Below are 26151 nucleotides of genomic sequence, written 5' to 3'. Positions count from 1 at the left end.
GGCTCCGCCGCACATGTCCGCACCGGTACTCGCCGCATACGGCTACTGCGAGGCGATCACCGGGCAGCAGGCCCGCAATTTCGCGTACGGCATCAGACTGCTGCCGACGCCCAAGCGCCGCGCCATGTCGGCGCTGTACGCGTTCTCGCGCCGCGTCGACGACATCGGGGACGGCACGCTCGCTCCCGACGTCAAGGCCGCGCGTCTCGAAGACACCCGGGCGCTGCTCGCCCGGGTCCGCGACCGCTCCGTGGACGAGGACGACACCGACCCGGTCGCGGTCGCCCTCAGCCACACGGCGGACCACTTCCCGGTCCCGCTCGACGGCCTCGACGAACTGATCGACGGCGTCCTCATGGACGTCCGCGGCGAGACCTACGAGACCTGGGACGACCTCAAGGTCTACTGCCGCTGCGTGGCAGGGGCCATCGGCCGCCTCTCGCTCGGCGTGTTCGGTACGGAACCGGGGGCGCGCGGCGCCGAGCGGGCGCCGGAGTACGCCGACACGCTCGGGCTCGCGCTGCAACTGACCAACATCCTCAGGGACGTTCGCGAGGACGCCGAGGACGGGCGGACCTATCTGCCCGCGGACGACCTGGCGAAATTCGGCTGCTCGGCCGGCTTCGACGGAGCGTATCCACCGGCCGGCTCCGACTTCGCGGGCCTCGTCCACTTCGAAGTGCGACGGGCCCGCGCGCTTTTCGCGGAGGGCTACCGGCTGCTGCCCATGCTGGACCGCCGCAGCGGCGCCTGTGTCGCGGCCATGGCCGGCATCTACCGCCGCCTCCTCGACCGCATCGAGCGCGAGCCGGAGGCCGTCCTGCGAGGCCGTGTCTCACTGCCCGGCCGCGAGAAGGCGTACGTCGCCGTGCGGGGCCTTTCCGGCCTCGACGCGCGGCACGTCTCGCGCCGGACCATCAGGAGGCGCGCTTGATGGACACTTTGGGCCAAGATGACGCAAGTCCAGGGAAACGGCGCGCAACCCTCCGGTCGGGGACCGCGTCCCTGACTTCAACGGCCGACCGTGCACTGTTCGATCAGCGCGGCCCGGCCTCGGGGGAAGGTGCACGATGAACGACACGACGCAGGACGAGGGGCTCGACGCGGATCCGCAGAGCCGCCCGGCGACGGCCGTGGTGGTCGGCGGGGGGCTCGCCGGAATCACCACCGCGCTCGCGCTCGCCGACTCCGGAGTGCGCGTGACACTGGTGGAGGGCAGGCCGCGCCTCGGCGGGCTGGCCTTCTCCTTCCAGCGCGGCGCCCTGACCGTGGACAACGGCCAGCATGTGTATCTGCGCTGCTGTACCGCGTACCGCTGGTTCCTCGACCGCGTCGACGGAGCCGAGCTGGCTCCTCTGCAGGATCGTCTCGACGTGCCCGTTCTCGACGCCGAGGCGAAACCCGGGCGCAGACTCGGCAGAATCGGCCGCACGGCGCTGCCCGTACCACTGCATCTGGCGAAAAGCCTCGCGACCTATCCCCATCTGTCGCTCGCCGAGCGCGCCAAAGTAGGACGTGCCGCGCTGGCCCTGAAGGGCCTCGACCTCGCGGATCCGGCGCTCGACGCGCAGAACTTCGGCACCTGGCTGGCCGCGCACGGTCAGTCGGAGCGTGCCATCGAGGCGCTGTGGGACCTGGTGGGGGTCGCCACCCTCAACGCGGTGGCCGGCGACGCGTCGCTCGGGCTCGCCGCGATGGTGTTCAAGACCGGTCTGCTGTCCGATCCGGGCGCGGCCGACATCGGCTGGGCTCGCGTCCCGCTGGGTGAACTGCACGACCGGCTGGCCCGCAAGGCGCTCGACTCCGCGGGCGTCCGTACCGAACTCCGGACACGGGTCACCTCCATCTCCCAACACGGGAACGGCCGTTGGAGCGTTCAGGTTCCCGGTGAGACGCTCGACGCCGACGCGGTCGTGCTCGCCGTACCGCAGCGCGAGGCCCACGATCTGCTGCCCGACGGCACCCTCGACGCCCCTGAACAGCTCCTCGACATCGGCACGGCGCCGATCCTCAACATCCACGTCGTCTACGACCGCAAGGTGCTCGGCCGGCCGTTCTTCGCCGCGCTCGGCTCGCCGGTGCAATGGGTCTTCGACCGGACCGAGGCGTCCGGGCTCCCGGACGGCCAGTACCTCGCGCTGTCGCAGTCGGCCGCGCAGGACGAGATCGACGCACCCGTCTCGGCACTGCGTGAGCGGTACCTGCCGGAGCTGGAGCGGCTGCTGCCCGGCACCCGCGGCGCCGAGGTCCGGGACTTCTTCGTGACCAGGGAGCGCACGGCGACGTTCGCTCCGACCCCAGGCGTCGGGCGGCTGCGGCCCGGCGCCCGCACCAAGGCACCCGGCCTCTACCTGGCCGGCGCGTGGACCGCCACAGGGTGGCCCGCGACCATGGAGAGTGCGGTCCGCAGTGGCGTGAGTGCGGCGGACGCCGCGCTGAGCGCCCTGGGCCGGCCCCGCGACCACCTCCTCGAACTCTTCGAGGAGGCGGCGTGACGCTCGAACTGAGCGCGGCGGGCCCCCGCACCCCCCGTATCACCACAAGAGGAGAGACTGTGCCCACTGTGCCCCCGGCATCGACGGCTGCCGACGCGGTGGACGTGACCGCGCTCCTGGAGCGCGGCCGGACCCTGGCCACTCCGGTACTGAGGGCGGCCATCAACCGCCTCGCCCCTCCCATGGACACCGTCGCCGCCTACCACTTCGGCTGGATCGACGCCGAAGGCAACCCCGCCGAGGGAGACGGCGGCAAGGCCGTACGTCCCGCCCTCGCCGTCATGTCCGCCGAGGCCGCAGGCGCGGCCCCCGAGGTGGGCGTGCCGGGCGCGGTCGCCGTTGAACTGGTGCACAACTTCTCGCTCCTGCACGACGACCTGATGGACGGCGACGAGCAGCGCCGCCACCGTGACACCGTCTGGAAGGTGCACGGCCCCGCCCAGGCCATCCTCGTCGGCGACGCCCTGTTCGCGCTGGCCAACGAGCTGCTCCTGGAGCTCGGCACGGTCGAGGCGGGCCGTGCCACGCGCCGCCTGACCACCGCCACCCGCGCCCTGATCGACGGCCAGGCGCAGGACATCTCCTACGAGCACCGCGACCGGGTCAGCGTCGAGGAGTGCCTGGAGATGGAGGGCAACAAGACGGGCGCCCTGCTCGCCTGCGCCTGCTCCATCGGCGCGGTCCTCGGCGGCGCCGACGACGTCACCGCCGACACGCTGGAGAAGTACGGCTACCACCTCGGCCTCGCCTTCCAGGCCGTCGACGACCTGCTCGGCATCTGGGGCGACCCGGTGGCCACCGGCAAGCAGACCTGGAGCGACCTGCGCCAGCGCAAGAAGTCCCTGCCGGTCGTGGCCGCGCTCGCGGCGGGTGGCCCGGCCTCCGAGCGCCTGGGGGAACTGCTCGCCGAGGACGCCAAGAGCAGCGACTTCGAGAACTTCTCCGAGGAGGAGTTCGCCGCGCGCGCCGCGCTCATCGAGCAGGCGGGCGGCCGCGAGTGGACCGCCCAGGAGGCGCGCCGCCAGCACACCATCGCCATCGAGGCGCTCGACACGATCCTCATGCCGGACCACGTACGGGCCCAGTTCGTGGAGCTCGCCGACTTCGTCGTCGTACGAAAGAGATGATCACTATCGGTCGAATAAGCCTCGCGTAGTCGCCGGCCGGTGCCGCGGGAGAACGAGCACCGGCCGACGGCGGACCCACAGCAGAGACATGCCACTGCACGAAGGGGAAGCCATGACAGCGACGACCGACGGAAGCACCGGGGCCCTGCCGCCCCGGGCAGCCGCGGCCAGCGAAACCACAGAAGTCACGACTCCCGAGGCGGCCGGGACAGTCGACACCCGAGACGCCGCCGAGCGCGCGATACTGCGCGCCACCGACTTCCTGCTCTCCACGCAGGACGCCCAGGGCTGGTGGAAGGGCGACCTCGAGACCAACGTCACGATGGACGCCGAAGACCTGCTGCTGCGCCAGTTCCTGGGCATCCGCGACGAGGCGACCACCCGCGCGGCCGGCCTCTTCATCCGCGGCGAGCAGCGCGAGGACGGCACCTGGGCCACCTTCTACGGCGGACCGGGCGAACTCTCCACCACCATCGAGGCGTACGTCGCGCTGCGGCTGGCCGGTGACGCGCCGGACGAGCCGCACATGGCGAGGGCGTCCGCGTGGATCCGCGAGCGGGGCGGCATCGCCTCGGCCCGGGTCTTCACCAGGATCTGGCTCGCCCTGTTCGGCTGGTGGAAGTGGGACGACCTGCCCGAACTCCCGCCGGAGCTCATCTACTTCCCCAAGTGGGTGCCTCTCAACATCTACGACTTCGGCTGCTGGGCGAGGCAGACCATCGTGCCGCTCACCGTCGTCTCGGCGAAGCGTCCGGTGCGGCCCGCGCCGTTCCCGCTCGACGAGCTGCACACCGACGCGAGCAATCCGAACCCGGTCAAGCCCCTTGCCCCCGTGGGTAGTTGGGACGGGGTCTTCCAGCGGCTCGACAAGGCCCTGCACACCTACCGCAAGGTCGCGCCGCGCAGACTCCGCAGAGCCGCGATGAACACCGCCGCCCGCTGGATCATCGAGCGGCAGGAGAACGACGGCTGCTGGGGAGGCATCCAGCCGCCCGCCGTGTACTCGATCATCGCACTGCACCTGCTGGGCTACGACCTCGAACATCCCGTGATGCGCGAGGGGTTGGCGTCCCTCGACCGGTTCACCGTCTGGCGCGAGGACGGGGCCCGGATGATCGAGGCCTGCCAGTCGCCGGTGTGGGACACCTGCCTCGCGACCATCGCGCTCGCCGACGCGGGCGTGCCCGCCGACCATCCGCAGCTGGTGAAGGCCGCGGACTGGATGCTCGGAGAGGAGATCGTCCGCCCGGGGGACTGGGCGGTCAAGCGGCCCCATCTGCCGCCGGGCGGCTGGGCGTTCGAGTTCCACAACGACAACTACCCCGACATCGACGACACCGCCGAGGTCGTCCTCGCGCTGCGCCGCGTCAAGCACCACGACCCGGAGCGCCTCGACAAGGCGATCGGGCGCGGGGTGCGCTGGAACCTCGGCATGCAGTCGAGGAACGGCGCGTGGGGCGCCTTCGACGTCGACAACACCAGCCCCTTCCCCAACCGGCTGCCGTTCTGCGACTTCGGCGAGGTCATCGACCCGCCGTCCGCCGACGTCACCGCGCACGTCGTGGAGATGCTCGCGGTCGAGGGACTGTCCCACGACCCGCGCACCCGCCGCGGCATCGAGTGGCTGCTCGCCGAACAGGAGGCGAACGGCTCCTGGTTCGGCCGCTGGGGCGTCAACTACGTATACGGAACGGGGTCGGTGGTGCCCGCGCTGGTCGCCGCCGGGCTGCCCGGGTCGCATCCCGCGATCCGCCGGGCCGTGGCGTGGCTGGAGACCGTGCAGAACGACGACGGCGGCTGGGGCGAGGACCTGCGCTCCTACCACGACGTCGCCGAGTGGAGCGGCCGTGGCGCCTCGACCGCCTCCCAGACCGGCTGGGCGCTGCTGGCGCTGCTCGCGGCCGGGGAGCGCGACTCCAAGGCCGCCGAGCGCGGTGTCGCCTGGCTCGCGGAGACCCAGCTGGCGGACGGCTCCTGGGACGAGCCGTACTTCACCGGTACGGGGTTCCCGTGGGACTTCTCGATCAACTACCACCTCTACCGGCAGGTCTTCCCGCTCACCGCGCTCGGCCGGTACGTCAACGGCGAACCGTTCGCCGACCGGCAGGGCTCCTTCGGCAGGGCGAGCTGATGACCACGACACCGGCCGCCGCCCCGCTGCTGATCGCCTGTGCGCTCGGCATCGAGCAGTTGGCCCTGCGCACCGGCGGCGACCGGGGCGGCGCCGACGGCCCGGTCACCGTGCTGCGTACGGGCATGGGTCCCGAGGCCGCCGAGCGGGCGGTCACCCGGGCCCTGGCCGGACCCGCGCTGAGCGGGGCGGCCGTGCTGGCCACGGGCTTCTGTGCCGGGCTCGCCCCCGGCATGCACCCGGGGGACCTGGTCGTCGCCGACGAGACCAGGGACCCGCGCGGCACCACGCCCTGCGTCGGCACCGATCTGCTCGTCAAGGAACTGGCGCGAGCCCTGCCCGGGCGCACTGTCCACACAGGGCCGCTCACCGGCTCCGATCACGTCATCCGCGGTCAGGAACGGTCGGAACTGCTCGCGACCGGCGCGATCGCGGTCGACATGGAGTCGGCGGCCACGCTCCACAGCGCCGTCCGCGCGGGCATGCGCCCGGTTGCGGCCGTCCGGGTGGTCGTGGACGCTCCAGAACATGAACTCGTCCGGATCGGCACGGTGCGCGGTGGAATATCAGCCTTCCGCGTTCTTCGTGCCGTTCTACCCGCTTTCTTCGAATGGCACCGTTCTTTGCTGCTCCCCAGGAGGTGAGCCAGATGGCCATGCCGCTCCGCCAGACCATCAAGGTCGCGACGTATCTCTTTGAACAGAAACTGCGCAAGCGCGAGAAGTTTCCGCTGATCGTCGAGCTTGAACCGCTCTACGCCTGCAATCTGGCATGCGAGGGCTGCGGCAAGATCCAGCACCCGGCCGGAGTGCTCAAGCAGCGCATGCCGGTCGCCCAGGCCGTCGGGGCGGTGCTGGAGTCCGGGGCGCCGATGGTGTCCATCGCCGGCGGCGAGCCCCTGATGCACCCGAAGATCGACGAGATCGTGCGGCAGCTGGTGGCCAGGAAGAAGTACGTCTTCCTGTGCACCAACGCCATGCTGATGCGCAAGAAGATGGACAAGTTCACGCCCTCGCCGTACTTCGCGTTCGCCGTGCACATCGACGGCCTGCGTGAGCGGCACGACGAGTCCGTCGCCAAGGAGGGAGTGTTCGACGAGGCCGTGGAGGCCATCAAGGAGGCCAAGAAGCGCGGCTTCCGGGTCACCACCAACTCGACCTTCTTCAACACCGACACCCCGCAGACGATCATCGAGGTCCTCAACTTCCTCAATGACGACCTGAAGGTGGACGAGATGATGATCTCGCCCGCCTACGCCTACGAGAAGGCGCCCGACCAGGAGCACTTCCTGGGCGTGGAGCAGACCCGCGAACTGTTCAAGAAGGCCTTCGCGGGCGGCAACCGGCGGCGCTGGCGGCTCAACCACTCCCCGCTCTTCCTGGACTTCCTGGAGGGCAAGGTCGACTTCCCGTGCACGGCGTGGGCGATCCCCAACTACTCGCTGTTCGGCTGGCAGAAGCCCTGCTACCTGATGAGCGACGGGTACGTCACCACGTACCGGGAACTCATCGAGGACACCGACTGGGACTCCTACGGCCGCGGCAAGGACCCGCGTTGCGCCAACTGCATGGCGCACTGCGGCTACGAGCCGACCGCGGTCCTGGCCACCATGGGCTCCCTCAAGGAGTCCCTGCGGGCCGCCCGTGACACCGTCTCCGGAAACCGCGGGTGACGTCATGACCGCCATCTCCTTGGGCCTCCCCGAGGTGCCGGTCCGGCCGATCGCGGAGCGTCGCGTGTCGCGGCAGATCCAGGTCGGACCGGTGGCGGTCGGGGGCGGGGCACCCGTGTCCGTCCAGTCGATGACGACGACGCGTACGTCGGACATCGGCGCCACCCTGCAGCAGATCGCCGAACTCACCGCGTCCGGCTGCCAGATCGTCCGCGTCGCCTGTCCCACACAGGACGACGCGGACGCGCTGGCCACCATCGCGCGCAAGTCCCAGATCCCGGTGATCGCGGACATCCACTTCCAGCCGAAGTACGTGTTCGCCGCGATCGAGGCGGGCTGCGCGGCGGTCCGGGTGAACCCGGGCAACATCAAGCAGTTCGACGACAAGGTGAAGGAGATCGCGCGCGCCGCGAAGGACCACGGCACGCCGATCCGCATCGGGGTCAACGCCGGTTCGCTGGACCGACGGCTGCTCCAGAAGTACGGCAGGGCGACGCCCGAGGCGCTCGTCGAGTCGGCCCTGTGGGAGGCGTCGCTCTTCGAGGAGCACGGGTTCCGGGACATCAAGATCTCGGTCAAGCACAACGACCCGGTCGTGATGGTCAACGCCTACCGGCAGCTGGCCGCCCAGTGCGACTACCCGCTGCACCTGGGTGTCACGGAGGCGGGACCTGCCTTCCAGGGGACCATCAAGTCCGCGGTGGCCTTCGGGGCGCTGCTCGCCGAGGGCATCGGGGACACCATCCGGGTCTCCCTGAGCGCGCCGCCCGCCGAGGAGTGCAAGGTCGGCATCCAGATCCTCGAGTCGCTGAATCTCAGGCAGCGGCGGCTGGAGATCGTGTCCTGTCCCTCCTGCGGACGGGCCCAGGTCGACGTCTACAAGCTGGCGGACGAGGTCACGGCCGGCCTGGAGGGCATGGAAGTGCCGCTGCGCGTCGCGGTCATGGGCTGCGTCGTCAACGGACCGGGAGAGGCCAGGGAGGCGGACCTGGGGGTCGCCTCCGGCAATGGCAAGGGCCAGATCTTCGTCAAGGGCGAAGTCATCAAGACCGTGCCCGAGTCGAAGATCGTGGAGACCCTCATCGACGAGGCGATGAAGATCGCCGAGCAGATGGAGGCGGACGGCGTCGCGTCAGGCGAGCCGGAGGTCACGGTGCCGGGACAACCCACCGTCACCGCGAGTTAGCTGCAGCACGGACCGAGAGGGGGCCGAGCGTGACGATTCTGGAGAGCATCCGGGGACCACGCGACCTGAAGGCGCTGTCCGAGGCGGAGATAGGTCGACTGGGCGACGAGATCCGGGAGTTCCTGGTGCACGCGGTCGCCAGGACCGGCGGTCATCTGGGACCCAACCTGGGGGTGGTGGAACTCTCCATCGCGCTCCACCGGGTCTTCGAGTCGCCGGTCGACCGCATTCTGTGGGACACCGGCCATCAGAGCTACGTACACAAGCTGCTGACGGGGCGTCAGGACTTCTCCAAGCTGCGCGGCAAGGGCGGCCTGTCCGGCTACCCGTCGCGCGAGGAGTCCGAGCACGACATCATCGAGAACAGCCACGCGTCCACCGCGCTCGGCTGGGCCGACGGGCTCGCCAAGGCCCGCCAGGTGCAGGGGGAGAAGGGCCACGTCGTCGCGGTCATCGGCGACGGGGCCCTCACCGGCGGGATGGCGTGGGAGGCGCTGAACAACATCGCGGCCGCCAAGGACCGGCCGCTGATCATCGTCGTCAACGACAACGAACGCTCGTACTCGCCGACCATCGGCGGTCTCGCGAACCATCTGGCGACCCTGCGGACCACCGACAGCTACGAGAAGGTCCTGGCCTGGGGCAAGGACGTGCTGCTGCGCACGCCGGTCATCGGCGGCACCCTCTACGAGTCGCTGCACGGCGCGAAGAAGGGGTTCAAGGACGCCTTCGCGCCGCAGGGCATGTTCGAGGACCTGGGGCTGAAGTACGTCGGGCCGATCGACGGGCACGACGTGGGCGCGGTGGAGTCGGCGCTGCGGCGCGCGAAACGCTTCCACGGGCCCGTGCTCATCCACTGTCTGACCGAGAAGGGGCGCGGCTACGAGCCCGCGATCGCCCACGAGGAGGACCACTTCCACACGGTCGGTGTGATGGACCCGCTCACCTGCGAGCCCCTCGCGCCGTCCAACGGCCCTTCCTGGACCTCGGTGTTCGGCGACGAGATCGTACGGATCGGGGAGGCGCGCGAGGACGTCGTCGCGATCACGGCGGCCATGCTGCACCCGGTGGGACTCGCGAAGTTCGCGGAGAGGTTCCCCGACCGGGTGTGGGACGTGGGCATCGCCGAGCAGCACGCCGCGGTGTCCGCGGCCGGGCTCGCGACGGGCGGACTGCATCCGGTCGTCGCGGTGTACGCGACCTTCCTGAACCGTGCCTTCGACCAGCTGCTGATGGATGTCGCACTGCATCGCTGCGGAGTGACCTTCGTGCTGGACCGCGCCGGGGTCACGGGAGTTGACGGAGCGTCACACAACGGCATGTGGGACATGTCCATCCTCCAGGTCGTGCCGGGGCTCAGGATCGCCGCGCCGCGCGACGCCGACCAGCTGTGCGCCCAGTTGCGCGAGGCGGTCGCGGTGGACGACGCCCCGACCCTGATCCGGTTCCCCAAGGAATCGGTGGGGCCGGTCGTTCCGGCGGTCGACCGTGTGGGCGGCTTGGACGTCCTGCATCGCGGCGAGCGGCCCGAAGTGCTCCTCGTGGCCGTCGGCGTGATGGCACCGGTGTGCCTCCAGGCGGCGGAACTGCTGGAGGCGCGGGGCCTCAACTGCACGGTCGTGGACCCGCGTTGGGTCAAGCCCGTCGATCCCGCGCTGCCCGGCCTCGCCGCCGAGCACCGCCTGGTCGCCGTCGTCGAGGACAACAGCCGGGCGGCCGGCGTGGGCGCGGCGGTCGCGCTCGCCCTCGGAGACGCCGAAGTCGACGTACCCGTACGGCGGTTCGGGATCCCCGAGCAGTTCCTCGCGCACGCCAAACGCGGTGAGGTGCTCGCCGACATCGGTCTCACGCCGGTCGAGATCGCGGGGCGGATCAGCGCGAGCCTGGCCACTCGGGAGGCGCGCTCGACGGTCATGGAGGCCGAACCCGCGGTCGAGGGGCCGGTCCCGGAGGGGCGGGCCGTGAACGGGCAGGCCGCTGCGGGCAAGGCCTCCGTGTCGGGCGCCTCGAAGGCTCGGTCCGCCGGGCAGAGTGCTGCGAAGGCGCAGCCCGCCAGGCAGCGCGTCGCGAAGAGGCAGCCTGCCAAGAAGCCGGCGGGCAAGGAGCACGCGTCCAAGGAGAAACAGGAATGACCACCAGCAAGCCCCAGGAGTTCGACCTCGCGGGTCTCCTCGCCGAGCGCGGGGCCGAGCGCTACGAGCTGCATGCCAAGCACCTGAACCACCAACTGCCGCGCATGCTGCACACCATCGGCTTCGACAAGGTCTACGAGCGGGCCGAGGGCGCGTACTTCTGGGACGCGGACGGCAATGAGTACCTGGACATGCTGGCCGGGTTCGGGGTGATGGGTCTGGGCCGCCATCACCCCGTCGTCCGCAAGGCGCTGCACGACGTCCTCGACGCCCAGCTCGCCGACCTCACCCGGTTCGACTGCCAGCCGCTGCCCGGGCTGCTGGCGGAGAAGCTGCTCACGCACAGTCCGCATCTGGACCGGGTGTTCTTCGGCAACAGCGGTACGGAGGCCGTGGAGACCGCGCTGAAGTTCGCCCGGTACGCGACCGGGAAGCCGCGCGTCCTGTACTGCACGCACGCCTTCCACGGCCTGACCACCGGGTCCCTGTCCGTGAACGGCGAGGACGGCTTCCGGGACGGCTTCGCCCCGCTGCTGCCCGACACGGCCGTCTCCCTCGGTGATCTCGACGCGCTGGCAAGGGAGTTGAAGAAGGGCGACGTCGCCGCGCTGATCGTCGAGCCGATCCAGGGCAAGGGCGTGCATGAGCCGCCGCCCGGATATCTGCGCGGCGCACAGGAGTTGCTGCGCAAGCACAAGGCACTGCTCATCGCGGACGAGGTGCAGACGGGGCTCGGGCGGACCGGGGACTTCTACGCCTATCAGCACGAGGAGGGTGTCGAGCCGGATCTGGTCTGTGTGGCCAAGGCGCTGTCCGGCGGCTATGTGCCGGTCGGGGCGACGCTCGGCAAGGACTGGATCTTCAAGAAGGTCTACTCGACCATGGACCGCGTCCTCGTGCACTCCGCGAGCTTCGGGGCCAACGCGCAGGCCATGGCGGCGGGCCTCGCCGTGCTGTCCGTCATGGAGAACGAGCAGATCGTGGCCAACGCCCGCGCCACGGGAGAGCAGTTGAAGTCCCGGCTCGCGGCGCTCGTCGACAAGTACGAACTGCTGAGCGACGTCCGCGGTCGTGGGCTGATGATCGGCATCGAGTTCGGGCGGCCCAAGTCGCTGAAACTGCGCAGCCGTTGGACGATGCTGCAGGCCGCGCGGAAGGGGCTGTTCGCCCAGATGGTGGTCGTGCCGCTGCTCCAACGGCACCGGATCCTCACCCAGGTCTCCGGCGATCACCTGGAGGTGATCAAGCTGATCCCGCCGCTGGTCGTCGGGGAGCGGGACGTCGACCGGTTCGTGGAGGCCTTCACCGCGGTGATGGACGACGCGCACAGCGGGGGCGGGCTGATGTGGGACTTCGGGAAGACGCTGGTGAAGCAGGCGGTCGCCAACCGGTAGGGCCCTCTGCCGCAGGGCCGGCCCCGTCGCCGTGAAACCGGCTTTTTGCCTCTGAGGTAAGAAATTTGCCTCAGAGGCAAGCCTCCGGCTCAATGGAGACATGAACCCTGTCAAGGGTACGGGCCCTTCCGAGCCGGGGGCGGCCGACGAGCTGCCCGCGGTCGCACCGCAACTGCGTGCGCTGCGGCGCCGTGCCTCTCTCACCCTGGAGTCCGCGGCCGGCGCCGCCGGGCTCTCGCCCGCGCATCTGTCCCGGCTGGAGACCGGACAGCGCCAGCCCTCGCTGCCGATGCTGCTCGCACTGGCCCGCATCTACGGCACGACCGTCTCCGAGCTGCTCGGCGAGACGGTCGCCGAGCGGGACGCCGTCGTGCGCGCCGCCGACATGGAGCCCACCCGGGCCGGTGGCTGGACGTACTGGCAGGCCGGTGCGGCGGGCCGGGGCATGCAGTCCCTGCGGGTGCACGTCCCGTACGGGGCCCAGGGCGACATCGTGCGCGTCCACCCCGGGGAGGAGTGGCTGTACGTCCTGGAGGGGCGGCTGCGGCTGCGCCTCGGGGACACCGCGCACGTCCTCGCGCCCGGCGACAGCGCGCACTTCGACTCGCTTACCCCGCACCGGATCGCCGCCGCGGACCGGGACGGGGCCGAGCTCCTCTTCGTACACACCCTGCTGCAGAGCCCCACGGCCACCCTGTGCCTCGGGCCGACGACCCCTGGAGAGACGCCATGAAGGACATGGAGGAGAAGTTCCCGCGCGCTCTGTGGGTGCGGCTCATCATCTACGTGGCGGTCGGGCACATCTTCGCCGCCTTCATCTACCTGCTGTTCTCGCTCGGAGCCCAGGGGCAGTGAGCAGTAGCGCACTCCGAGGGCGGGATGTGGGATGCGGGGGCCGGGTCGGCCGTCGGGCGGGCGGGCTGTCGGTCAGTCGAGGAACCGCTCCCGCAGGCGCTCCCGGATCTCGGGGGTGACGCCCAGGCCCTGCTCCAGATACGCGTCCACCCCGCCCCACTTCTCGTCGATCGTGTCGAACGCCGCCTGCAGGTACTCGGCGCGCGCGTCGAAGAGGGGGCTGAGCAGCTCCATCACCTCGGGTGAGTACGCCGAGGCGGAGGACTTGCTGCGGTGCACCTTGTAGCGGCGGTGCGTCGCGTTCGACTCCAGATAGTCCGCGACGATGGCCTCGCGCTCGACGCCGAGGGCGAGCAGGGTCACGGCGATGGAGATGCCGGCCCGGTCCTTGCCCGCCGCACAGTGCATCAGGGCGGGGACGCTGTCCTCGGCCATCGAGTGCAGCACTTGGCGGTGCTCGGCCGTGCGCTCCTTGATTATCGCGCGGTAGGAACCGATCATCCGGTCCGCCGCCTTGCCGTCCCCGAGGATCGAGCGCAGCTGGTCCAGGTCGCCGTCCCGGACCATCGTCCAGAACTCCGCGCCGTGCGCCGGGTCGGTCAGCGGGAGATTGACGTTCCGCACGCCGGGCAGCTCGACGTCCTGCCCCTCCAGCTTCTGGTCGGCGGCATTGCGGAAGTCGAAGATCGTGTGCAGGCCCAGGGACGCGAGGAACTCGGCGTCCGACTCCGTCGCGTGCGCGAGATGGCCACTGCGGAACAGCTTTCCGTACGCCACCCGCCGGCCGTCCACCGTCGGCAGGCCGCCCACATCACGGAAGTTGCGCACTCCAGCCAGCTCGGGCTCGGTCGACGGGACCTGCTGCGTCACGGGGGCTCCTCCCATTCGGCTGCCGACGCGGCTCGTCGGCGAGGTGCGTTCTCGACGATACGACATCGATTCGTAGGCCAATGAGTTGTCCACAGGCGTTGCCGCGGACGTACGCGGCACATAATGATGTTGATGATTGAGCGTGCCTGTTCGGATCTGTGAGGGTTTGATGTTGGAGATCGGCGAAGACGGTCGTACGTGGCTTCTTTCGGGCCCGGCGAGCAGTTATGCCCTGCGGCTCGGCGAGGACGACGCGCTGCTGCATCTGCACTGGGGTCCGCGTATCGCGCTCGCCGACGCCGAGGCACTCGCCGCCGGCCCGGGACCGGAGTACTGGGCCTTCGAGGCCACCCTCGACGGACACGAGGAGTACCCGGTGGAGGGCGGCCCCCGTTTCGTACGGCCCGCCCTGTCCGTGCGGACGGACGAGCGGCGCGGCACCGAGTGGCGCTTCGAGACGTACGAGGCCGACGGCGACGAGCTGCGGCTGCGGTTCTCCGACTCCGGGCTCGGGATCACGCTGCACTACCGGATGCGGGCCGGGACCGACGTCGTGGAGAGGTGGGTGACCCTCGACAACGAAGGGCCCGCCCTGGAGGTGCTGCGCGCCGACTCCGCGGCCTGGACGCTGCCGCAGCGCGACGGCTGGCGGCTGTCCCAGCTGCACGGGCGGTGGGCGGCCGAGTCCCGGCTCGTACGCTCCGAACTCACCTACGGTGAGAAGGTCATCGGCAGCCGGCGTGGGCACACCTCGCACCAGCACCTGCCGTGGGTCGCCCTGGACGCCGACGGGGCGGCCACCGAGGAGCGGGGCGAGGTCTACGGCTGCGCCCTCGCCTGGTCGGGCACCTGGCGGATCGCCGTGGCGCAACTCCCGGACGCGCGCGTGCAGATCACCGGCGGCGTCGGGTACGACGACTCGGGGCTGCTGCGGCTGGAGCCGGGGGAGAGCTTCGTCACACCCGTCTTCGCGGGGCTGTGGAGCGACGGCGGATTCGGCGGCGCGAGCCGTGCCTGGCACGCCTACCAGCACGCGTATGTGATCCCGGACGCGGACAGGCATCGGCCGGTGCTCTACAACTCCTGGGAGGCCACGGAGTTCGACATCTCCGAGGAGCAGCAGGGGGCGCTGGCGCGGCGGGCCGCCGAGATGGGGGTCGAGCTGTTCGTGGTCGACGACGGCTGGTTCGGGGCGCGCACCAGCGACCGGGCCGGGCTCGGCGACTGGACGCCCAACCCCGACCGCTTCCCGGCCGGCCTCAAGCCCCTCGCCGACGAGGTGCACGCGCTGGGGATGCAGTTCGGGATCTGGGTCGAGCCCGAAATGGTCAATCCGGACAGCGAGCTGTACCGCGCGCACCCCGACTGGGTGCAGTTCCAACCAGGACGAAAGAGGACGGAGCTGCGCAATCAGCTCGTTCTGAACCTCGCCCGTGAGGACGTCCAGGAGTACCTCTGGGAGCAGCTCGACACACTGCTCTCCAGTGCGCCGATCGACTATGTGAAGTGGGACTTCAACCGCTGCTTCACGGACGCGGGGTGGCCCGGCGAGGCCTACCCGCAGCGGCTCTGGGTGGACCATGTGCACGCCCTGTACCGCCTCTTGGACCGGCTGAGGGAGGCCCACCCGGGCGTCGCCTTCGAGTCCTGCTCGGGCGGCGGCGGCCGTATCGACCTGGGGATCATGGCGCGTACGGACCAGGTGTGGACCTCGGACAACACCGACCCGCTCGACCGGCTCGCCATCCAGCACGGCTTCACCCAGGTGCATCCCGCGCGGACCATGGCTGCCTGGGTCACCGACAGCCCGAACGTCCAGCTCAACGGCCGCGTCAGTTCGTTGCGCTTCCGCTTCGTCAGTGCGATGGCCGGAGTGCTCGGTGTCGGCGGCGATCTGACCCGCTGGAGCGACGAGGAGCTGGCCGAGGCGCGGACCTGGGTGGAGCTCTACAAGGAGATCCGGCCCGTCGTGCAGGGCGGGGACCTCCACCGGCTGCGGGCGCCGGAGGGTGGCCTGAGCGCCGTCCAGTACACGCGTGACGGCGAGGTCGTCGTCCTCGCCTGGCTCCAGGCCCAGCACTACGGCGAGCCGGTCGCTCCGGTGCGACTGTGCGGACTCGACCCGGCAGCGGCGTACGAATGCCTCGAAACGGGCGAAGTCCACCGAGGTGCGGTGCTGTTGCATCACGGGTTGCGGACGGGGCTGCAAGGTGACCTTGATGCGGCAGTTTTCCGGCTGCGTCGCATGTGACTGTTGTGTCCGTAATGGAGCCTAAGTTCCAACTCGCTCTGGAATAAAGGCTCCTGAAACGGCACTCCGTGAGCAGCGTCATATTCGTGACGGTCCGCTGTCGCCATGTTCACGTGATTCAGCTGTGTTTTCAGGGATTTAACAAACGGGGGAGATCCCTGCTTTACGCAGCGTGACCGTCATTTCGGTCAGGGATCAAGAGAACGGGGCACACAGGAAACCCCAAAGGTTGTTACTGCGTCTTCATGTCGCTTACGTTCGCCACCAATCCGGACGGACGCCCAATCCTGCCGCCGCCCGGAATCCGCTCACCCACCCGTACACGGCAGGAGCGGGGGACCCACAGGTAGAACGCCTGTTCCGGTCTCCGGAACGGCTAGGGGTTAAGTCGTGCGCAAACACGGCCGGGCATCTCCAGCTCGCACCCGACAGCTCACCTCGCAGGCGCCGGAGAGGAATTCGCCATGCCCGCGAAGGGTAAGCACCGCCGTCCCAAGTCCCAGCGTTTCACCCGCTCCATAGCCGTCGCAGGAACCGGCGGCGCGGCGCTCGCCCTTCCGCTGCTCGGCGCGACCGGAGCGCACGCCGCGACTCCGCAGTCCGCCGCCGATTCCGTGGCGAGCGTCTCGAATGTCGCGAGCAAGGCCGCCGAATCCGCGCCTGCCGCCGCCGACAAGAAGGCCGAGGCGAAGAAGGCCGCGGCCAAGACCTATTCCGTGCGTGCGGGCGACTCACTGTCGAAGATCGCCGACACGCAGGACGTCAGCGGTGGCTGGAAGAAGCTGTACGAGGACAACCGCAAGGCGATCGGCGGTGACCCGGCGCTCATCCACCCGGGCCTGAAGCTGTCGATCGGCAAGGCCGCCGCCACGTCGAGCTCCGACTCCGGCGCCTCCAAGGCCACCCAGTCCTCCGCGAAGAAGGCGGCCGCCCCCAAGGCCGCCGCCGCCCCCAAGGCCGCGGACGACGCCAGCGCCGCCGGCTTCACGCTGCCGGTCGCGGGCGCGAGCGTCGGCACCCCGTACAAGATGTCGGGCAGCATGTGGTCCAGCGGGTACCACACCGGCGTCGACTTCGTGGTGCCGACCGGCACGTCCCTCAAGTCCGTCGGTGCGGGCACGGTCGTCTCGGCCGGCTGGGGCGGCGCGTACGGCAACCAGGTCGTCATCCAGCTCGACGACGGCCACTACGCCCAGTACGCCCACCTCTCCTCCCTCTCCGTCTCGGCCGGACAGGCCGTGACCGAGGGCCAGCAGGTCGGCCTCTCCGGCGCGACCGGCAACGTCACCGGCCCGCACCTGCACTTCGAGATCCGCACCACCCCGGACTACGGCTCGGACGTGGACCCGCTGGCCTACCTGCGCGGCAAGGGCGTCTCCATCTGACCCGACGCCGGGCACGCCCCATGCGGCGTACCACTCCGCTCGTCTCCGAAGGCCGGACCCTGTGATCCCCGGGGTCCGGCCTTCGGTGTTGCGGTTCTGTGGCATGGCCGGGCGGTGTATCGACAGGGGTGCGGAAGCCGGGACACAGTGATCTCCGCAAGCGCTTTCTACGCGCCTTCCACGCCATGGAGGTCCCTATGACGACCACACGCAGAGCGTTCGGAGTCCTGGCCGCCGGTGCCGCACTCACGGCACTCGTCCCCACGCAGACCGCGGGCGCCGCGGTACGTCACCGTCCGGGGCGGCTCATCGCCCGCGACGACTTCCGGCACGGCCTCGGTCAGTGGGCGACGGAACTGCAGGCCGGCGGCAGCGTCACCGCGTCCCGGGGCGTCCTGGAGATGGACGTGCCGAGCGGCGCGACCGTGTGGTTCAAGCGAAGGCTCCAGGGTCCGTACGTCCTGGAGTACACCGCCACACCGGTCTCCGCGGGCGGCGTCAACGACCGGGTCTCGGACCTCAACAACTTCTGGAACGCCACGGACGTCCGCTCCCCGAACGACATCTTCGCCACGCACCGGGGCGGCGCGCTCGAAGAGTACGACCACCTCACGACGTACTACGCCGGATACGGCGCCAACACCAACACCACGACCAGGCTGCGCCGTTACGTCGGTCGGGCGGGTGTGCGGCCGCTCGTCCTCGACTACACGGAGCCCCTGCTCACGGCGAACGAACCCAACCGGGTCCGGATCGTCTCGAACGGCTCGACGGTCCAGTGGTGGAACAACGGGCGGCTCGTCCTCGACTTCGTGGACCAAGAGCCGTACACGAGCGGGCACTTCGCGTTCCGGACCGTGTGGAGCCACTTCAGGATCACGGACTTCAGGGTGCGGGAGCTGCGACAACGTCCCTGAACGAGCCCCTTATTCCGGGATTGACCAACACTTGACGAGTGGCTTATCTCACCGCGCGTCAACCCCTTCCTACGGTCGCGTAGCTCACACCCGAAGGTGAATCATGGCCCGATGTGGCAGACGATTCGAAGAATGACAACAGATCAGTGATCGGGTCGTACGTGGCGGTGGGGGACAGCTTCACCGAGGGCGTCGGCGACCTTGGCCCGGACGGGGCGTTCGTCGGCTGGGCCGACCGGTTCGCGGTGCTTCTCGCGGACCGCCGGCCCGAGGGCGACTTCGACTACACCAACCTCGCCGTCCGCGGGAAACTCCTCGACCAGATCGTCGAGGACCAGTTGACGCGCGCGAAGGAGCTCGCGCCGGACCTGGTCTCCTTCTGCGCGGGCGGCAACGACATCATCCGGCCGGGCACCGATCCCGACGAGGTCGCGGAGCGCTTCGAGCGTGCCGTCGCGGACCTCACGTCGGCCGTCGGCACGGTCCTCGTGACCACCGGCTTCGACACCCGTGGCGTACCCGTGCTCAAGCACATGCGCGGCAAGATCGCCACGTACAACCTCCATATCCGGGCCATCGCCGACCGGTACGGCTGTCCCGTGCTCGACCTGTGGTCCCTCAAGACCATCCAGGACCGGCGGGCCTGGGACGGCGACCGGCTCCATCTGTCGCCCGAGGGGCACACGAGGGTCGCCCTGCGGGCAGGGCAGGTCCTCGGCCTGGAAGTGCCCGCGGACCCCGACCAGCCGTGGCCCCCGCTGCCGCCGCGCGGCACGCTCGAAATGCGGCGCGACAACATCCACTGGGCGCGCGAGTACCTGGTGCCCTGGATCGGGCGGCGACTGCGCGGGGAGTCCTCCGGGGACCGTGTGGTGGCGAAGGGGAGCCTGTCGCCCGGTGACATCAGGATGCGGATCGAGCCGGTGGCTTGAAGGTCCGGGGGCCTAAGGGCCTTCGGAGGCGGACCGCGGTTCGACCGGTGGCCCGAATGCCCGCGGAGGGGCGGGGCTTTCCTGACGGGTGACGTCGGGGAAGCCCCGCGCTTTCTTTGTGGGTGAGGCCGAACCGTCTCCCGGCCGGTGATGCCGAGGAAGCCCCGTCGTCCCTCGGCGGTGATGTGAACGCGGGGATGTGAACGGGGGCGCGCTGTTCCTCGCCCGTGAACCGGCGGTACGTCGGTAAGTCGGTACGTCGACTCAGGCGCCCGGAGTCGTCAGCGCCTCGCGGTCCAGGCCCAGCTCCCGGGCCAGTGCCTCGTCCACCCACTCCTGGGTGCGGGCGCGTGACACCGCGCCGGGGTACGCCGTCATCTGGACGGCGAGCCCGTCCAGCAGGGCGGTGAGGCGCAGGGCCGTACCGGTGGGGTCCGGGCAGTGGAACTCGCCCGAGGCGACGCCCTCCGCGATGACCTCGGTGATCGCGGCCTTCCACTGCCGGTCGAGGTCACGGGTGACGTCCCGCAGTGCGGGATCGCGCAGCGCCACCGCCCAGCCCTCGATCCACAGCCGCCAGCCCTTGGCCTGTCCGGTGGGCGCGTACCAGCGGACCGCAGCCCGCAGCCGGCGCAGCGCGGTCGTCCGGCGGCCGAGCAGCTTGCGCAGATGGGCGAGGTCGTCCTCGGCCGCGTACGTGAACGCGGCAGCGACGAGTTTCTCTTTCGTCGAGAAGTGATAGAGCACCAGCGCGTTGCTCACCCCGAGCGAGGTCGCCACATCGGCGATCCGCACCGCGGACACGCCCCGCTCCTCGATCTGCTGGATGGCGGCCCGCAGCAGTTCCTCACGCCGCTCCGCCACGCTCAACCGCACTCTTGCCACCGGGCAACCCTATTGCGTCGCTCCGGGCCGCGCCGGTGGAGGGTCGGTTACCGGCCGCGGCCGGGCCGTCACCGTTCTCGTCCGGCCGTGCCCGCGGGCGTCAGCGGTACCAGCCGAACCGCTCCGCGATCACCGGCAGCCGGTCCGCGACGATCGCGTGCGCGGCCGCCCGCGGTGTCGTCCCGTCGGCCTCCGCGCGCGCGAGCGTCCGGTCGATCAGGGCACGCATCGAGCGCCGCGTGTACGCGAACGCCTCGTCCGCGTCGGCCCCGATGTCGCCGAACAGCGTCCACCACCACCAGGCGTTGGTCCCGGAGTTGACCACGACGTCCGGCAGGACGGTGACACCGCGGCCGGCGAGCAGCTGCTCAGCGCCCGGCAGGACGGGCATGTTGGCGGCCTCGACGATCCAACGGGCCGTGATCCGCCCCTGGTTGGTGGTGTCGATCGTGTACGAGACCGCCGCCGGCACCAGTACGTCGGCATCGGCGGACAGCCAGGCGTCGCCGGGCAGTTCGCGGTCGCCCTGACGCAGCACCGCGCGGTCGATCGTTCCGTACGAGTCCCGGGCGGCGAGCAGCGCGTCGACGTCGAGCCCTCCGGGGTTCGCGATCGTGCCCTTCACGTCGGCGACGGCCACGACGCTGAGCCCAGCGCGCGTGAGGAAGCGGGCCGTGGCCCCGCCCATCGTGCCCAGACCCTGCACGGCGACCCGGGTCCCCTCGTACGCGACCCCGGCCCGGTCCAGGGCCGCGAGGACCGACTCGGCCACCCCGCAGCCGCCGACCAACTCGTCGAGCCCGATGCCGTCCACCTCGACGGCGAACGCGTCCGCCAGCCGCCGCCTGGCCGCCGCCTCGTCGTCGAGCAGCGGATACACGGCCTGGATCGACGACACGAGCCCCGCCTCCGCCGCGGCCCGGTCGACGAGGTCCTGGGTGAGGCCGAGATCCTCCCCGGTGGTCCACATGCTCTCGATGTACGGGCGCATGGCGCGCAGATAGCGCACGAGCAGGCCGTACGCCTCCGGGGCCTGGGGATCGCAGTCGATGCCGCCCTTGGCGCCGCCCAGCGGCACATAGCGGCTCTCGGGGTTGTAGTGCAGGGCCTCTTTCATGGTCATGCCACGGGCGAGCCCGGCGACCTCGTCCAGCGTGCAGCCCGCCCGCATGCGCAGACCGCCGCTGGAGACGCCGCGTACCAGCCGGTCCACGACCAGGTGCCCCTGACGGCCGGTGACGTGGTCCGTCCAGGTGAGCGTCATCAACGGGCTGCTGTCCTGGGCGGTCATGGGGCTCCTCGGGAACGGGGATCTGGGAACGGGGATCTGGAACAGGGAAACGGGGAAACAAGCGGAATCAGGGGAACAAGGTGACAGGTTCGGAGCGTTTGACCGGCGTGAGGCCGGGTGCGCACCGCGCCCCGGTGCTGCACCGGCTGGCTTTACTGAATGGTCGGTCAGTATCGAAAGTGCTGCATGTATCTGTCAACATACTGAATGGATCTTCAGTAGAACGTGATCTCGTATTCGATGGATCCCGCCATGGCCCGCGCGGAAACCGCCCTGCCACACGCCCGACCCGGCGCTGTCAGAGGCGGCGACCATAATGGAAAGTCAGACCGACTCCACCTGGAGGTGCCGTGACCGGTTCCCGTTCCCTGAGCTCCGGGCTCCGTGCGCTGCGGCCCGCCGCGTTCGGCGCGGATCCGAGCGGTGAGCGCATGGAGCGCATCCGCAGATCGCCGAACTACGCGGACGGCGTCTTCCGGAATCCCGAGGGCGCACCCCGGCCCGACGGCGCCATGCTCGAGTTCGCGCGGTCGTTCTTCCGTAAGGAGGAGCGTGTCCGCCGCGCCCCGGCTGGCACGGTGCCGGTGCATGCCACGACCCTCGCGGACCTGGCCAGGCCACCGGCCGACGGACTGCGGCTGACGTGGATGGGGCACTCGAGCGTCCTCGCCGAGATCGACGGGCACCGGGTGCTCTTCGACCCCGTCTGGGGCGAGCGCTGCTCCCCGTTCGCCTTCGCCGGTCCCAAGCGGCTGCACCCCGTGCCCCTCCCGCTGGAGGCGCTCGGCCCGGTCGACGTGGTCGTCATCTCCCACGACCACTACGACCACCTGGACCTGCCCACGATCAAGGCCCTGGCCGGTACGGACACGGTGTTCGCGGTGCCCCTCGGCGTCGGCGCCCACCTGGAGCACTGGGGCGTCTCCCCGGACAGGCTGCGCGAGCTCGACTGGCACGAGACGACGAAGGTCGGCGGAATCTCCCTGACCGCCACACCCGCCCGCCACTTCTGCGGCCGCGGTCTGCGCAACACGCAGCACACCCTCTGGGCCTCCTGGGCCGTGGCCGGGGACGAGCACCGGATCTACCACAGCGGTGACACCGGGTACTTCGCCGGTTTCGCGGACATCGGCGCCGAGCACGGCCCCTTCGACGCCACGATGATCCAGATCGGCGCGTACAGCGAGTTCTGGCCCGACATCCACATGACGCCCGAGGAGGGCATGCGGGCCCATCTGGACCTCCAGGGCGGCCGGCCCAGCGGCGTGATGATGCCGATCCACTGGGCGACGTTCAACCTCGCGGCGCACCCCTGGGCCGAGCCCGGTGAGGGCACCGTCACCGCCGCCCGCGCGGTCGGCGCCCGGATCGCGCTGCCCCGGCCCGGCGAGCCCTTCGAGCCGACCGCGGAGACCGTCCCGACCGAGCCCTGGTGGCGCGGTGTGGCGGTCGTCCCGGAAGGCGGCTGGCCCGCCGTCGAGGAGACGGTGCGTGACACACCGCGTGACACCAAGGAGGACACCGGAGACCCGGAAACCGTCCCCGCGGGGTGACGCGGAAGCGCGCGGAGGCATTCGAAGGCAATCGGCGAGGGCCGAGGAGCATCCTGCTCCTCGGCCCTCGCCGATTTTTGCTGACCGCTTCTGACCAGGTCTGATCGGTTCGCCAGTGCACGGGAACGGACGTGCGAGGGGTTTATCGGCCTGTCGTACGAACCCTCATACCAGAGCGGGACGCAGGCCGCCGGACTTTGTCAACTGCCCACCGCACATGATGCGGTGGCGACTACTGTGAGTGGCCGCTGAGCGACACAGGGCCGAATTCTTCGACTCTCTCGACCGGCGCAGCGATGGCGCGTGTCCCAGTCGGCGCATGCCTCGGTCGCAGAACCCGCGGGAGCCCCCACGGCCCCGACACACCAGTACGAGGACGTCGATGTCTCACCTTCGCGCACCGGCCGCACGCGCAGACCGCCGCGAGGGCGGGCGGCACGGGCGACCGGCCGCCCGTACCGCCCCCACGCTGCCCGAGACCCATATACGGCCCCAGCTCCTCCGCCTCGCGGTCCTGCCGCCCATCGCGGTGGCCCTCAGCGCCAGCGCCGCCGTGCTCTTCACCGTCCGCACGACCGCCGCACGGCCCGGCCCCACTCTGTGGATCGTGCTCGGCGGAGCCGTCGCGGTCGCCCTCGCGGGCATCGTGATCGCCGCCGTGGCCGCCGACCGCGCCGCCAGGTCCGTACACGAGCGCGTCGGCACGCTGCGCCGCGCCAGCGCCCGCGGCCAGTCCGATCTGCGTGCACTCGTCGAGACCCTGCGCCGGGGCGAGGGGCCGCCCGAGCGCCCACCCGTCGGTCGGCCCGTCCCGGACGCCGACGAGTTCGACCTGTTGGAGGACGACCTGGCGCGCGCCCACGACGGCGCCGTGAGTGCCGTCGTCCAGGCCGCCCAGCTCTCCAGCCAGGCGGGCAGCGAGCAGAAGGTCGAGGTCTTCGTCAATCTGGCGCGGCGGCTGCAGTCGCTGGTGCACCGCGAGATCTCGATCCTCGACGAGCTGGAGAACGAGATCGAGGATCCGGACCTGCTCAAGGGTCTGTTCCACGTCGACCACCTCGCCACCCGAATCCGGCGGCACGCCGAGAACCTCGCCGTGCTCGGCGGAGCCGTGTCGCGCCGGCAGTGGAGCAACCCGGTCTCCATGACCGAGGTGCTGCGCTCCGCGATCGCCGAGGTCGAGCAGTACTCGCGGGTCAAGCTCGTACCGCCGATCGACGGCACCGTGCGCGGGCACGCCGTCGCCGACGTGATCCATCTGCTGGCCGAACTCGTCGAGAACGCCACGGTGTTCTCGGCCCCGCACACCCAAGTGCTGCTGCGGGCCAACGTCGTCACGTCCGGGCTCGCCGTCGAGGTCGAGGACCGCGGGCTCGGGATGCCGCTCGCCGAGCAGCACAAGATGAACGCGCTGCTCGCCGATCCGGATCAGGTGAACGTCGCGAGCCTGCTGCAGGACGGCCGCATCGGCTTGTTCGTGGTCTCACAGCTCGCGCGCCGCCACGGGATCGTCGTGCGGCTGCAGACCAACATCTACGGCGGCGTACAGGCCGTACTGGTCGTGCCGCAGGCGCTGCTGGGGGCGGAGGGGGAGCAGGCGGCCGGGGGTGGGGCCGATGCGGGGCCCCGTTCCGGCGCTCAGGCTGGATCTGCGGCTGGGCCTGTGGCCGGGGCCGTGGCTGGTTCCGGGGGTGGGTCTCCTCGGGAGGTCACGGCAGGGGGTGCTGGTGCTGGGGCCCGGGTGTTGGGGCAGGGTGCTTCCGGGCGTGAGGGGGCGGCTGGGCGTGGTGGGCCCGTGCATGGAGGTTCCGCACATGGTGCGCAGGCACATGCCGCTTCGACATATGCCGGTTCGGCACCTGCCGGTGCGGCACGAGGTACCTCGGTGCATGGTGCTTCGGGACAGGGCGCCTTGGCGCATGGTGCTTTGGTGCCCGGGGTTCCAGAACATGCCGCTCCGACACATGCTGCTCAGGCACATGCCGCTCCGGTACATGGGCCTGCGGCACACAGTGCTTCGGCGCACAGCTCTTCAACACATGAGGCCGCGGTTTCTCGTGGCATGTCGGCACAGGAGTCGCCGCCGAGGAGCGCGCCTCGCCACGGCACGCCGGGGCAGGACACGTCAGCCCACGACGCTCCACCACATGGCACCCCACCACATGGCACGCCCGCACATGGGAGCCCGGCACATGAGAGCCCAGCACATGGGACCTCGGCTCACGGGAGCCCGGCAGAGGGGACACCGGCTCACGGAACACCTGCCTATGCGGCGCCCGCCCACGGGACGCCGGTCCATGGGACCCCTGACCACGGGAGTCCGGCTTACGGAACTCCCGCCCACGGGACGCCCGCCCATGGCAGCCCGGCCCACGAAGCTCCCGTCCACGGGACCCCGATCTCCGTACCGGGTGTGGTTCCGGGCGCGTCCGTCGACGTACCGCGGGCGGCGTTTCACGACGCCGCGTCGTATCCGTCGCACGACGGCCACGGCGTGCGGGCCGCCGTGCCGGCGCAGCCGCGGCGGGACGGCGCGGCGGGCGGGCTGTCGGTCGTGAGCGGTGGTGCTCCGTCCCCGCTCCCGGTGCGCGGGGCCGAGACGCGGGCCAACCCGGCGGAGGCCGTGCCCGGCATCCGTCCCGGCGATCGGCGGTTCGTCGCCGAGAACACGGTCACGCCGCCGACCCCGCGCGGCGGAGTCGTGCGCGGCACCATGAGCAAGCCCCAACTGCCCAGACGGCGGGCCCAGGAGCACCTCGTGCCCGAGCTGCGCGACGGACCCGCACCCCGGCCGGACTCCGAACTCCACGTAGGTCACGACCCCGGTCTGATGGCGGCGTTCCAGCGCGGCATCGGGCTCGCCGAGGCCCAGTTCCGGGACTCGGCCCACATGGATGAAACGCCCATAGGGGAAGCGCACCCGGCGCACCCGGCGCACGAACCACCCGAGGCGCACGCGGCGCACGAGACGGCGCCCGCACCAGGTCATGACCTCACCGCCCGGCACGACGGGAGCACACCAGCCGGATGAACCACGCCACCCCCACCCCCACTTCCGCTCCCGCACACCTTCGT

21 protein-coding genes and 1 riboswitch are annotated in these 26151 nt (G+C 70.6%); of the genes, 18 read left to right on the top strand and 3 right to left on the bottom strand.

Annotated elements, in window-relative coordinates:
* Nucleotides 1-13 precede the first annotated feature (13 nt).
* From hpnD to JEQ17_RS08660, 12 genes are all read left to right on the top strand, one after another.
* Entirely contained in the window at nt 14-934 is a 921-nt protein-coding gene (gene hpnD, locus JEQ17_RS08710; RefSeq protein WP_383386767.1) for a presqualene diphosphate synthase HpnD, read from the top strand.
* Nucleotides 934-1074, top strand: coding sequence for a DUF6380 family protein (locus tag JEQ17_RS50850; protein ID WP_383386815.1), 141 nt, complete (start codon nt 934-936; stop codon nt 1072-1074). Before hpnD ends, JEQ17_RS50850 begins: the two co-directional genes overlap by 1 nt.
* Nucleotides 1071-2495, top strand: coding sequence for a hydroxysqualene dehydroxylase HpnE (gene hpnE, locus JEQ17_RS08705; protein WP_200394685.1), 1425 nt, complete (start codon nt 1071-1073; stop codon nt 2493-2495). The genes JEQ17_RS50850 and hpnE overlap by 4 nt, the downstream gene beginning before the upstream one ends.
* Nucleotides 2492-3622, top strand: coding sequence for a polyprenyl synthetase family protein (locus tag JEQ17_RS08700; protein WP_200394684.1), 1131 nt, complete (start codon nt 2492-2494; stop codon nt 3620-3622). The genes hpnE and JEQ17_RS08700 overlap by 4 nt, the downstream gene beginning before the upstream one ends.
* A gap of 112 nt (nt 3623-3734) precedes the next feature.
* Complete coding sequence (gene shc, locus JEQ17_RS08695) at nt 3735-5753, top strand: squalene--hopene cyclase (protein WP_200394683.1); 2019 nt, start codon at nt 3735-3737, stop codon at nt 5751-5753.
* Nucleotides 5753-6397 carry a phosphorylase family protein gene (locus tag JEQ17_RS08690; protein ID WP_200394682.1) on the top strand — a complete coding sequence of 215 codons (645 nt, stop codon included), beginning with the start codon at nt 5753-5755 and terminating at the stop codon, nt 6395-6397. The genes shc and JEQ17_RS08690 overlap by 1 nt, the downstream gene beginning before the upstream one ends.
* Nucleotides 6398-6402: 5 nt before the next feature.
* Entirely contained in the window at nt 6403-7425 is a 1023-nt protein-coding gene (gene hpnH / locus JEQ17_RS08685) for an adenosyl-hopene transferase HpnH (protein ID WP_200394681.1), read from the top strand.
* Between the two features lie 4 nt (nt 7426-7429).
* Nucleotides 7430-8611, top strand: a complete 1182-nt coding sequence (gene ispG, locus JEQ17_RS08680) for a flavodoxin-dependent (E)-4-hydroxy-3-methylbut-2-enyl-diphosphate synthase (protein ID WP_200394680.1) — start codon at nt 7430-7432, stop codon at nt 8609-8611.
* Between the two features lie 29 nt (nt 8612-8640).
* The gene (gene dxs / locus JEQ17_RS08675; RefSeq protein ID WP_200394679.1) at nt 8641-10743 is read left to right on the top strand and encodes a 1-deoxy-D-xylulose-5-phosphate synthase; all 2103 of its coding nucleotides are present in this window, start codon (nt 8641-8643) and stop codon (nt 10741-10743) included.
* Nucleotides 10740-12137: an aspartate aminotransferase family protein gene (locus JEQ17_RS08670; protein ID WP_200394678.1), complete on the top strand. Its 1398-nt coding sequence runs from the start codon at nt 10740-10742 to the stop codon at nt 12135-12137. The genes dxs and JEQ17_RS08670 overlap by 4 nt, the downstream gene beginning before the upstream one ends.
* 100 nt (nt 12138-12237) lie before the next feature.
* Entirely contained in the window at nt 12238-12870 is a 633-nt protein-coding gene (locus JEQ17_RS08665) for a helix-turn-helix domain-containing protein (RefSeq protein ID WP_200394677.1), read from the top strand.
* Entirely contained in the window at nt 12867-12992 is a 126-nt protein-coding gene (locus JEQ17_RS08660; protein WP_055616152.1) for a DUF6126 family protein, read from the top strand. Before JEQ17_RS08665 ends, JEQ17_RS08660 begins: the two co-directional genes overlap by 4 nt.
* A 72-nt stretch (nt 12993-13064) precedes the next feature.
* On the opposite strand, the gene JEQ17_RS08655 is transcribed toward JEQ17_RS08660, so the two are convergent.
* Nucleotides 13065-13862, bottom strand: a complete 798-nt coding sequence (locus JEQ17_RS08655) for a tyrosine-protein phosphatase (protein ID WP_200394676.1) — start codon at nt 13860-13862, stop codon at nt 13065-13067.
* Between the two features lie 169 nt (nt 13863-14031).
* Between JEQ17_RS08655 and JEQ17_RS08650 the strand changes: the two genes are divergently transcribed.
* From JEQ17_RS08650 to JEQ17_RS08635, 4 genes are all read left to right on the top strand, one after another.
* Nucleotides 14032-16113 (top strand): alpha-galactosidase, encoded by a 2082-nt coding sequence (locus JEQ17_RS08650; protein ID WP_200394675.1) that lies wholly within the window; start codon nt 14032-14034, stop codon nt 16111-16113.
* A 295-nt stretch (nt 16114-16408) separates the two neighbouring features.
* Nucleotides 16409-16575, top strand: a riboswitch (cyclic di-AMP (ydaO/yuaA leader).
* Nucleotides 16576-16577: 2 nt separating this feature from the next.
* On the top strand, nt 16578-17498 hold the full coding sequence (locus tag JEQ17_RS08645; RefSeq protein ID WP_200394674.1) for a M23 family metallopeptidase: 921 nt from the start codon (nt 16578-16580) through the stop codon (nt 17496-17498).
* Between the two features lie 197 nt (nt 17499-17695).
* Nucleotides 17696-18415, top strand: coding sequence for a DUF6250 domain-containing protein (locus JEQ17_RS08640; protein WP_200394673.1), 720 nt, complete (start codon nt 17696-17698; stop codon nt 18413-18415).
* A 146-nt stretch (nt 18416-18561) separates the two neighbouring features.
* Nucleotides 18562-19347 carry an SGNH/GDSL hydrolase family protein gene (locus JEQ17_RS08635; protein WP_200394672.1) on the top strand — a complete coding sequence of 262 codons (786 nt, stop codon included), beginning with the start codon at nt 18562-18564 and terminating at the stop codon, nt 19345-19347.
* Nucleotides 19348-19611: 264 nt separating this feature from the next.
* Here JEQ17_RS08635 and JEQ17_RS08630 read toward each other — a convergent pair whose 3' ends face one another.
* Nucleotides 19612-20232 (bottom strand): TetR/AcrR family transcriptional regulator, encoded by a 621-nt coding sequence (locus JEQ17_RS08630; RefSeq protein ID WP_234048121.1) that lies wholly within the window; start codon nt 20230-20232, stop codon nt 19612-19614.
* A gap of 100 nt (nt 20233-20332) precedes the next feature.
* Nucleotides 20333-21523 (bottom strand): glutamate dehydrogenase, encoded by a 1191-nt coding sequence (locus tag JEQ17_RS08625; protein ID WP_200394671.1) that lies wholly within the window; start codon nt 21521-21523, stop codon nt 20333-20335.
* A 350-nt stretch (nt 21524-21873) separates the two neighbouring features.
* Between JEQ17_RS08625 and JEQ17_RS08620 the strand changes: the two genes are divergently transcribed.
* Together JEQ17_RS08620 and JEQ17_RS08615 are read left to right on the top strand one after the other, a co-directional pair.
* Complete coding sequence (locus tag JEQ17_RS08620) at nt 21874-23076, top strand: MBL fold metallo-hydrolase (protein ID WP_200394670.1); 1203 nt, start codon at nt 21874-21876, stop codon at nt 23074-23076.
* 382 nt (nt 23077-23458) lie between these two features.
* The gene (locus JEQ17_RS08615; RefSeq protein ID WP_200394669.1) at nt 23459-26107 is read left to right on the top strand and encodes an ATP-binding protein; all 2649 of its coding nucleotides are present in this window, start codon (nt 23459-23461) and stop codon (nt 26105-26107) included.
* Nucleotides 26108-26151 lie beyond the last annotated feature (44 nt).

This window comes from Streptomyces liliifuscus, assembly GCF_016598615.1.
GTDB classification, from domain to species: Bacteria; Actinomycetota; Actinomycetes; order Streptomycetales; family Streptomycetaceae; genus Streptomyces; species Streptomyces liliifuscus.
This window is presented reverse-complemented; position numbering and strand designations above follow the sequence as displayed.

Bases quoted from the DNA above. Each gene is read 5' to 3' on its own strand.
- shc (WP_200394683.1), top strand. From the start codon at position 3,735: ATGACAGCGACGACCGACGGAAGCACCGGGGCCCTGCCGCCCCGGGCA.
- JEQ17_RS08665 (WP_200394677.1), top strand. From the start codon at position 12,238: ATGAACCCTGTCAAGGGTACGGGCCCTTCCGAGCCGGGGGCGGCCGAC.
- hpnD (WP_383386767.1), top strand. From the start codon at position 14: ATGTCCGCACCGGTACTCGCCGCATACGGCTACTGCGAGGCGATCACC.
- JEQ17_RS08640 (WP_200394673.1), top strand. From the start codon at position 17,696: ATGACGACCACACGCAGAGCGTTCGGAGTCCTGGCCGCCGGTGCCGCA.
- JEQ17_RS50850 (WP_383386815.1), top strand. From the start codon at position 934: ATGGACACTTTGGGCCAAGATGACGCAAGTCCAGGGAAACGGCGCGCA.
- JEQ17_RS08670 (WP_200394678.1), top strand. From the start codon at position 10,740: ATGACCACCAGCAAGCCCCAGGAGTTCGACCTCGCGGGTCTCCTCGCC.
- ispG (WP_200394680.1), top strand. From the start codon at position 7,430: ATGACCGCCATCTCCTTGGGCCTCCCCGAGGTGCCGGTCCGGCCGATC.
- JEQ17_RS08650 (WP_200394675.1), top strand. From the start codon at position 14,032: ATGTTGGAGATCGGCGAAGACGGTCGTACGTGGCTTCTTTCGGGCCCG.
- hpnE (WP_200394685.1), top strand. From the start codon at position 1,071: ATGAACGACACGACGCAGGACGAGGGGCTCGACGCGGATCCGCAGAGC.
- hpnH (WP_200394681.1), top strand. From the start codon at position 6,403: ATGGCCATGCCGCTCCGCCAGACCATCAAGGTCGCGACGTATCTCTTT.
- JEQ17_RS08615 (WP_200394669.1), top strand. From the start codon at position 23,459: ATGTCTCACCTTCGCGCACCGGCCGCACGCGCAGACCGCCGCGAGGGC.
- JEQ17_RS08645 (WP_200394674.1), top strand. From the start codon at position 16,578: ATGCCCGCGAAGGGTAAGCACCGCCGTCCCAAGTCCCAGCGTTTCACC.
- JEQ17_RS08660 (WP_055616152.1), top strand. From the start codon at position 12,867: ATGAAGGACATGGAGGAGAAGTTCCCGCGCGCTCTGTGGGTGCGGCTC.
- JEQ17_RS08625 (WP_200394671.1), bottom strand. From the start codon at position 21,523: ATGACCGCCCAGGACAGCAGCCCGTTGATGACGCTCACCTGGACGGAC.
- JEQ17_RS08690 (WP_200394682.1), top strand. From the start codon at position 5,753: ATGACCACGACACCGGCCGCCGCCCCGCTGCTGATCGCCTGTGCGCTC.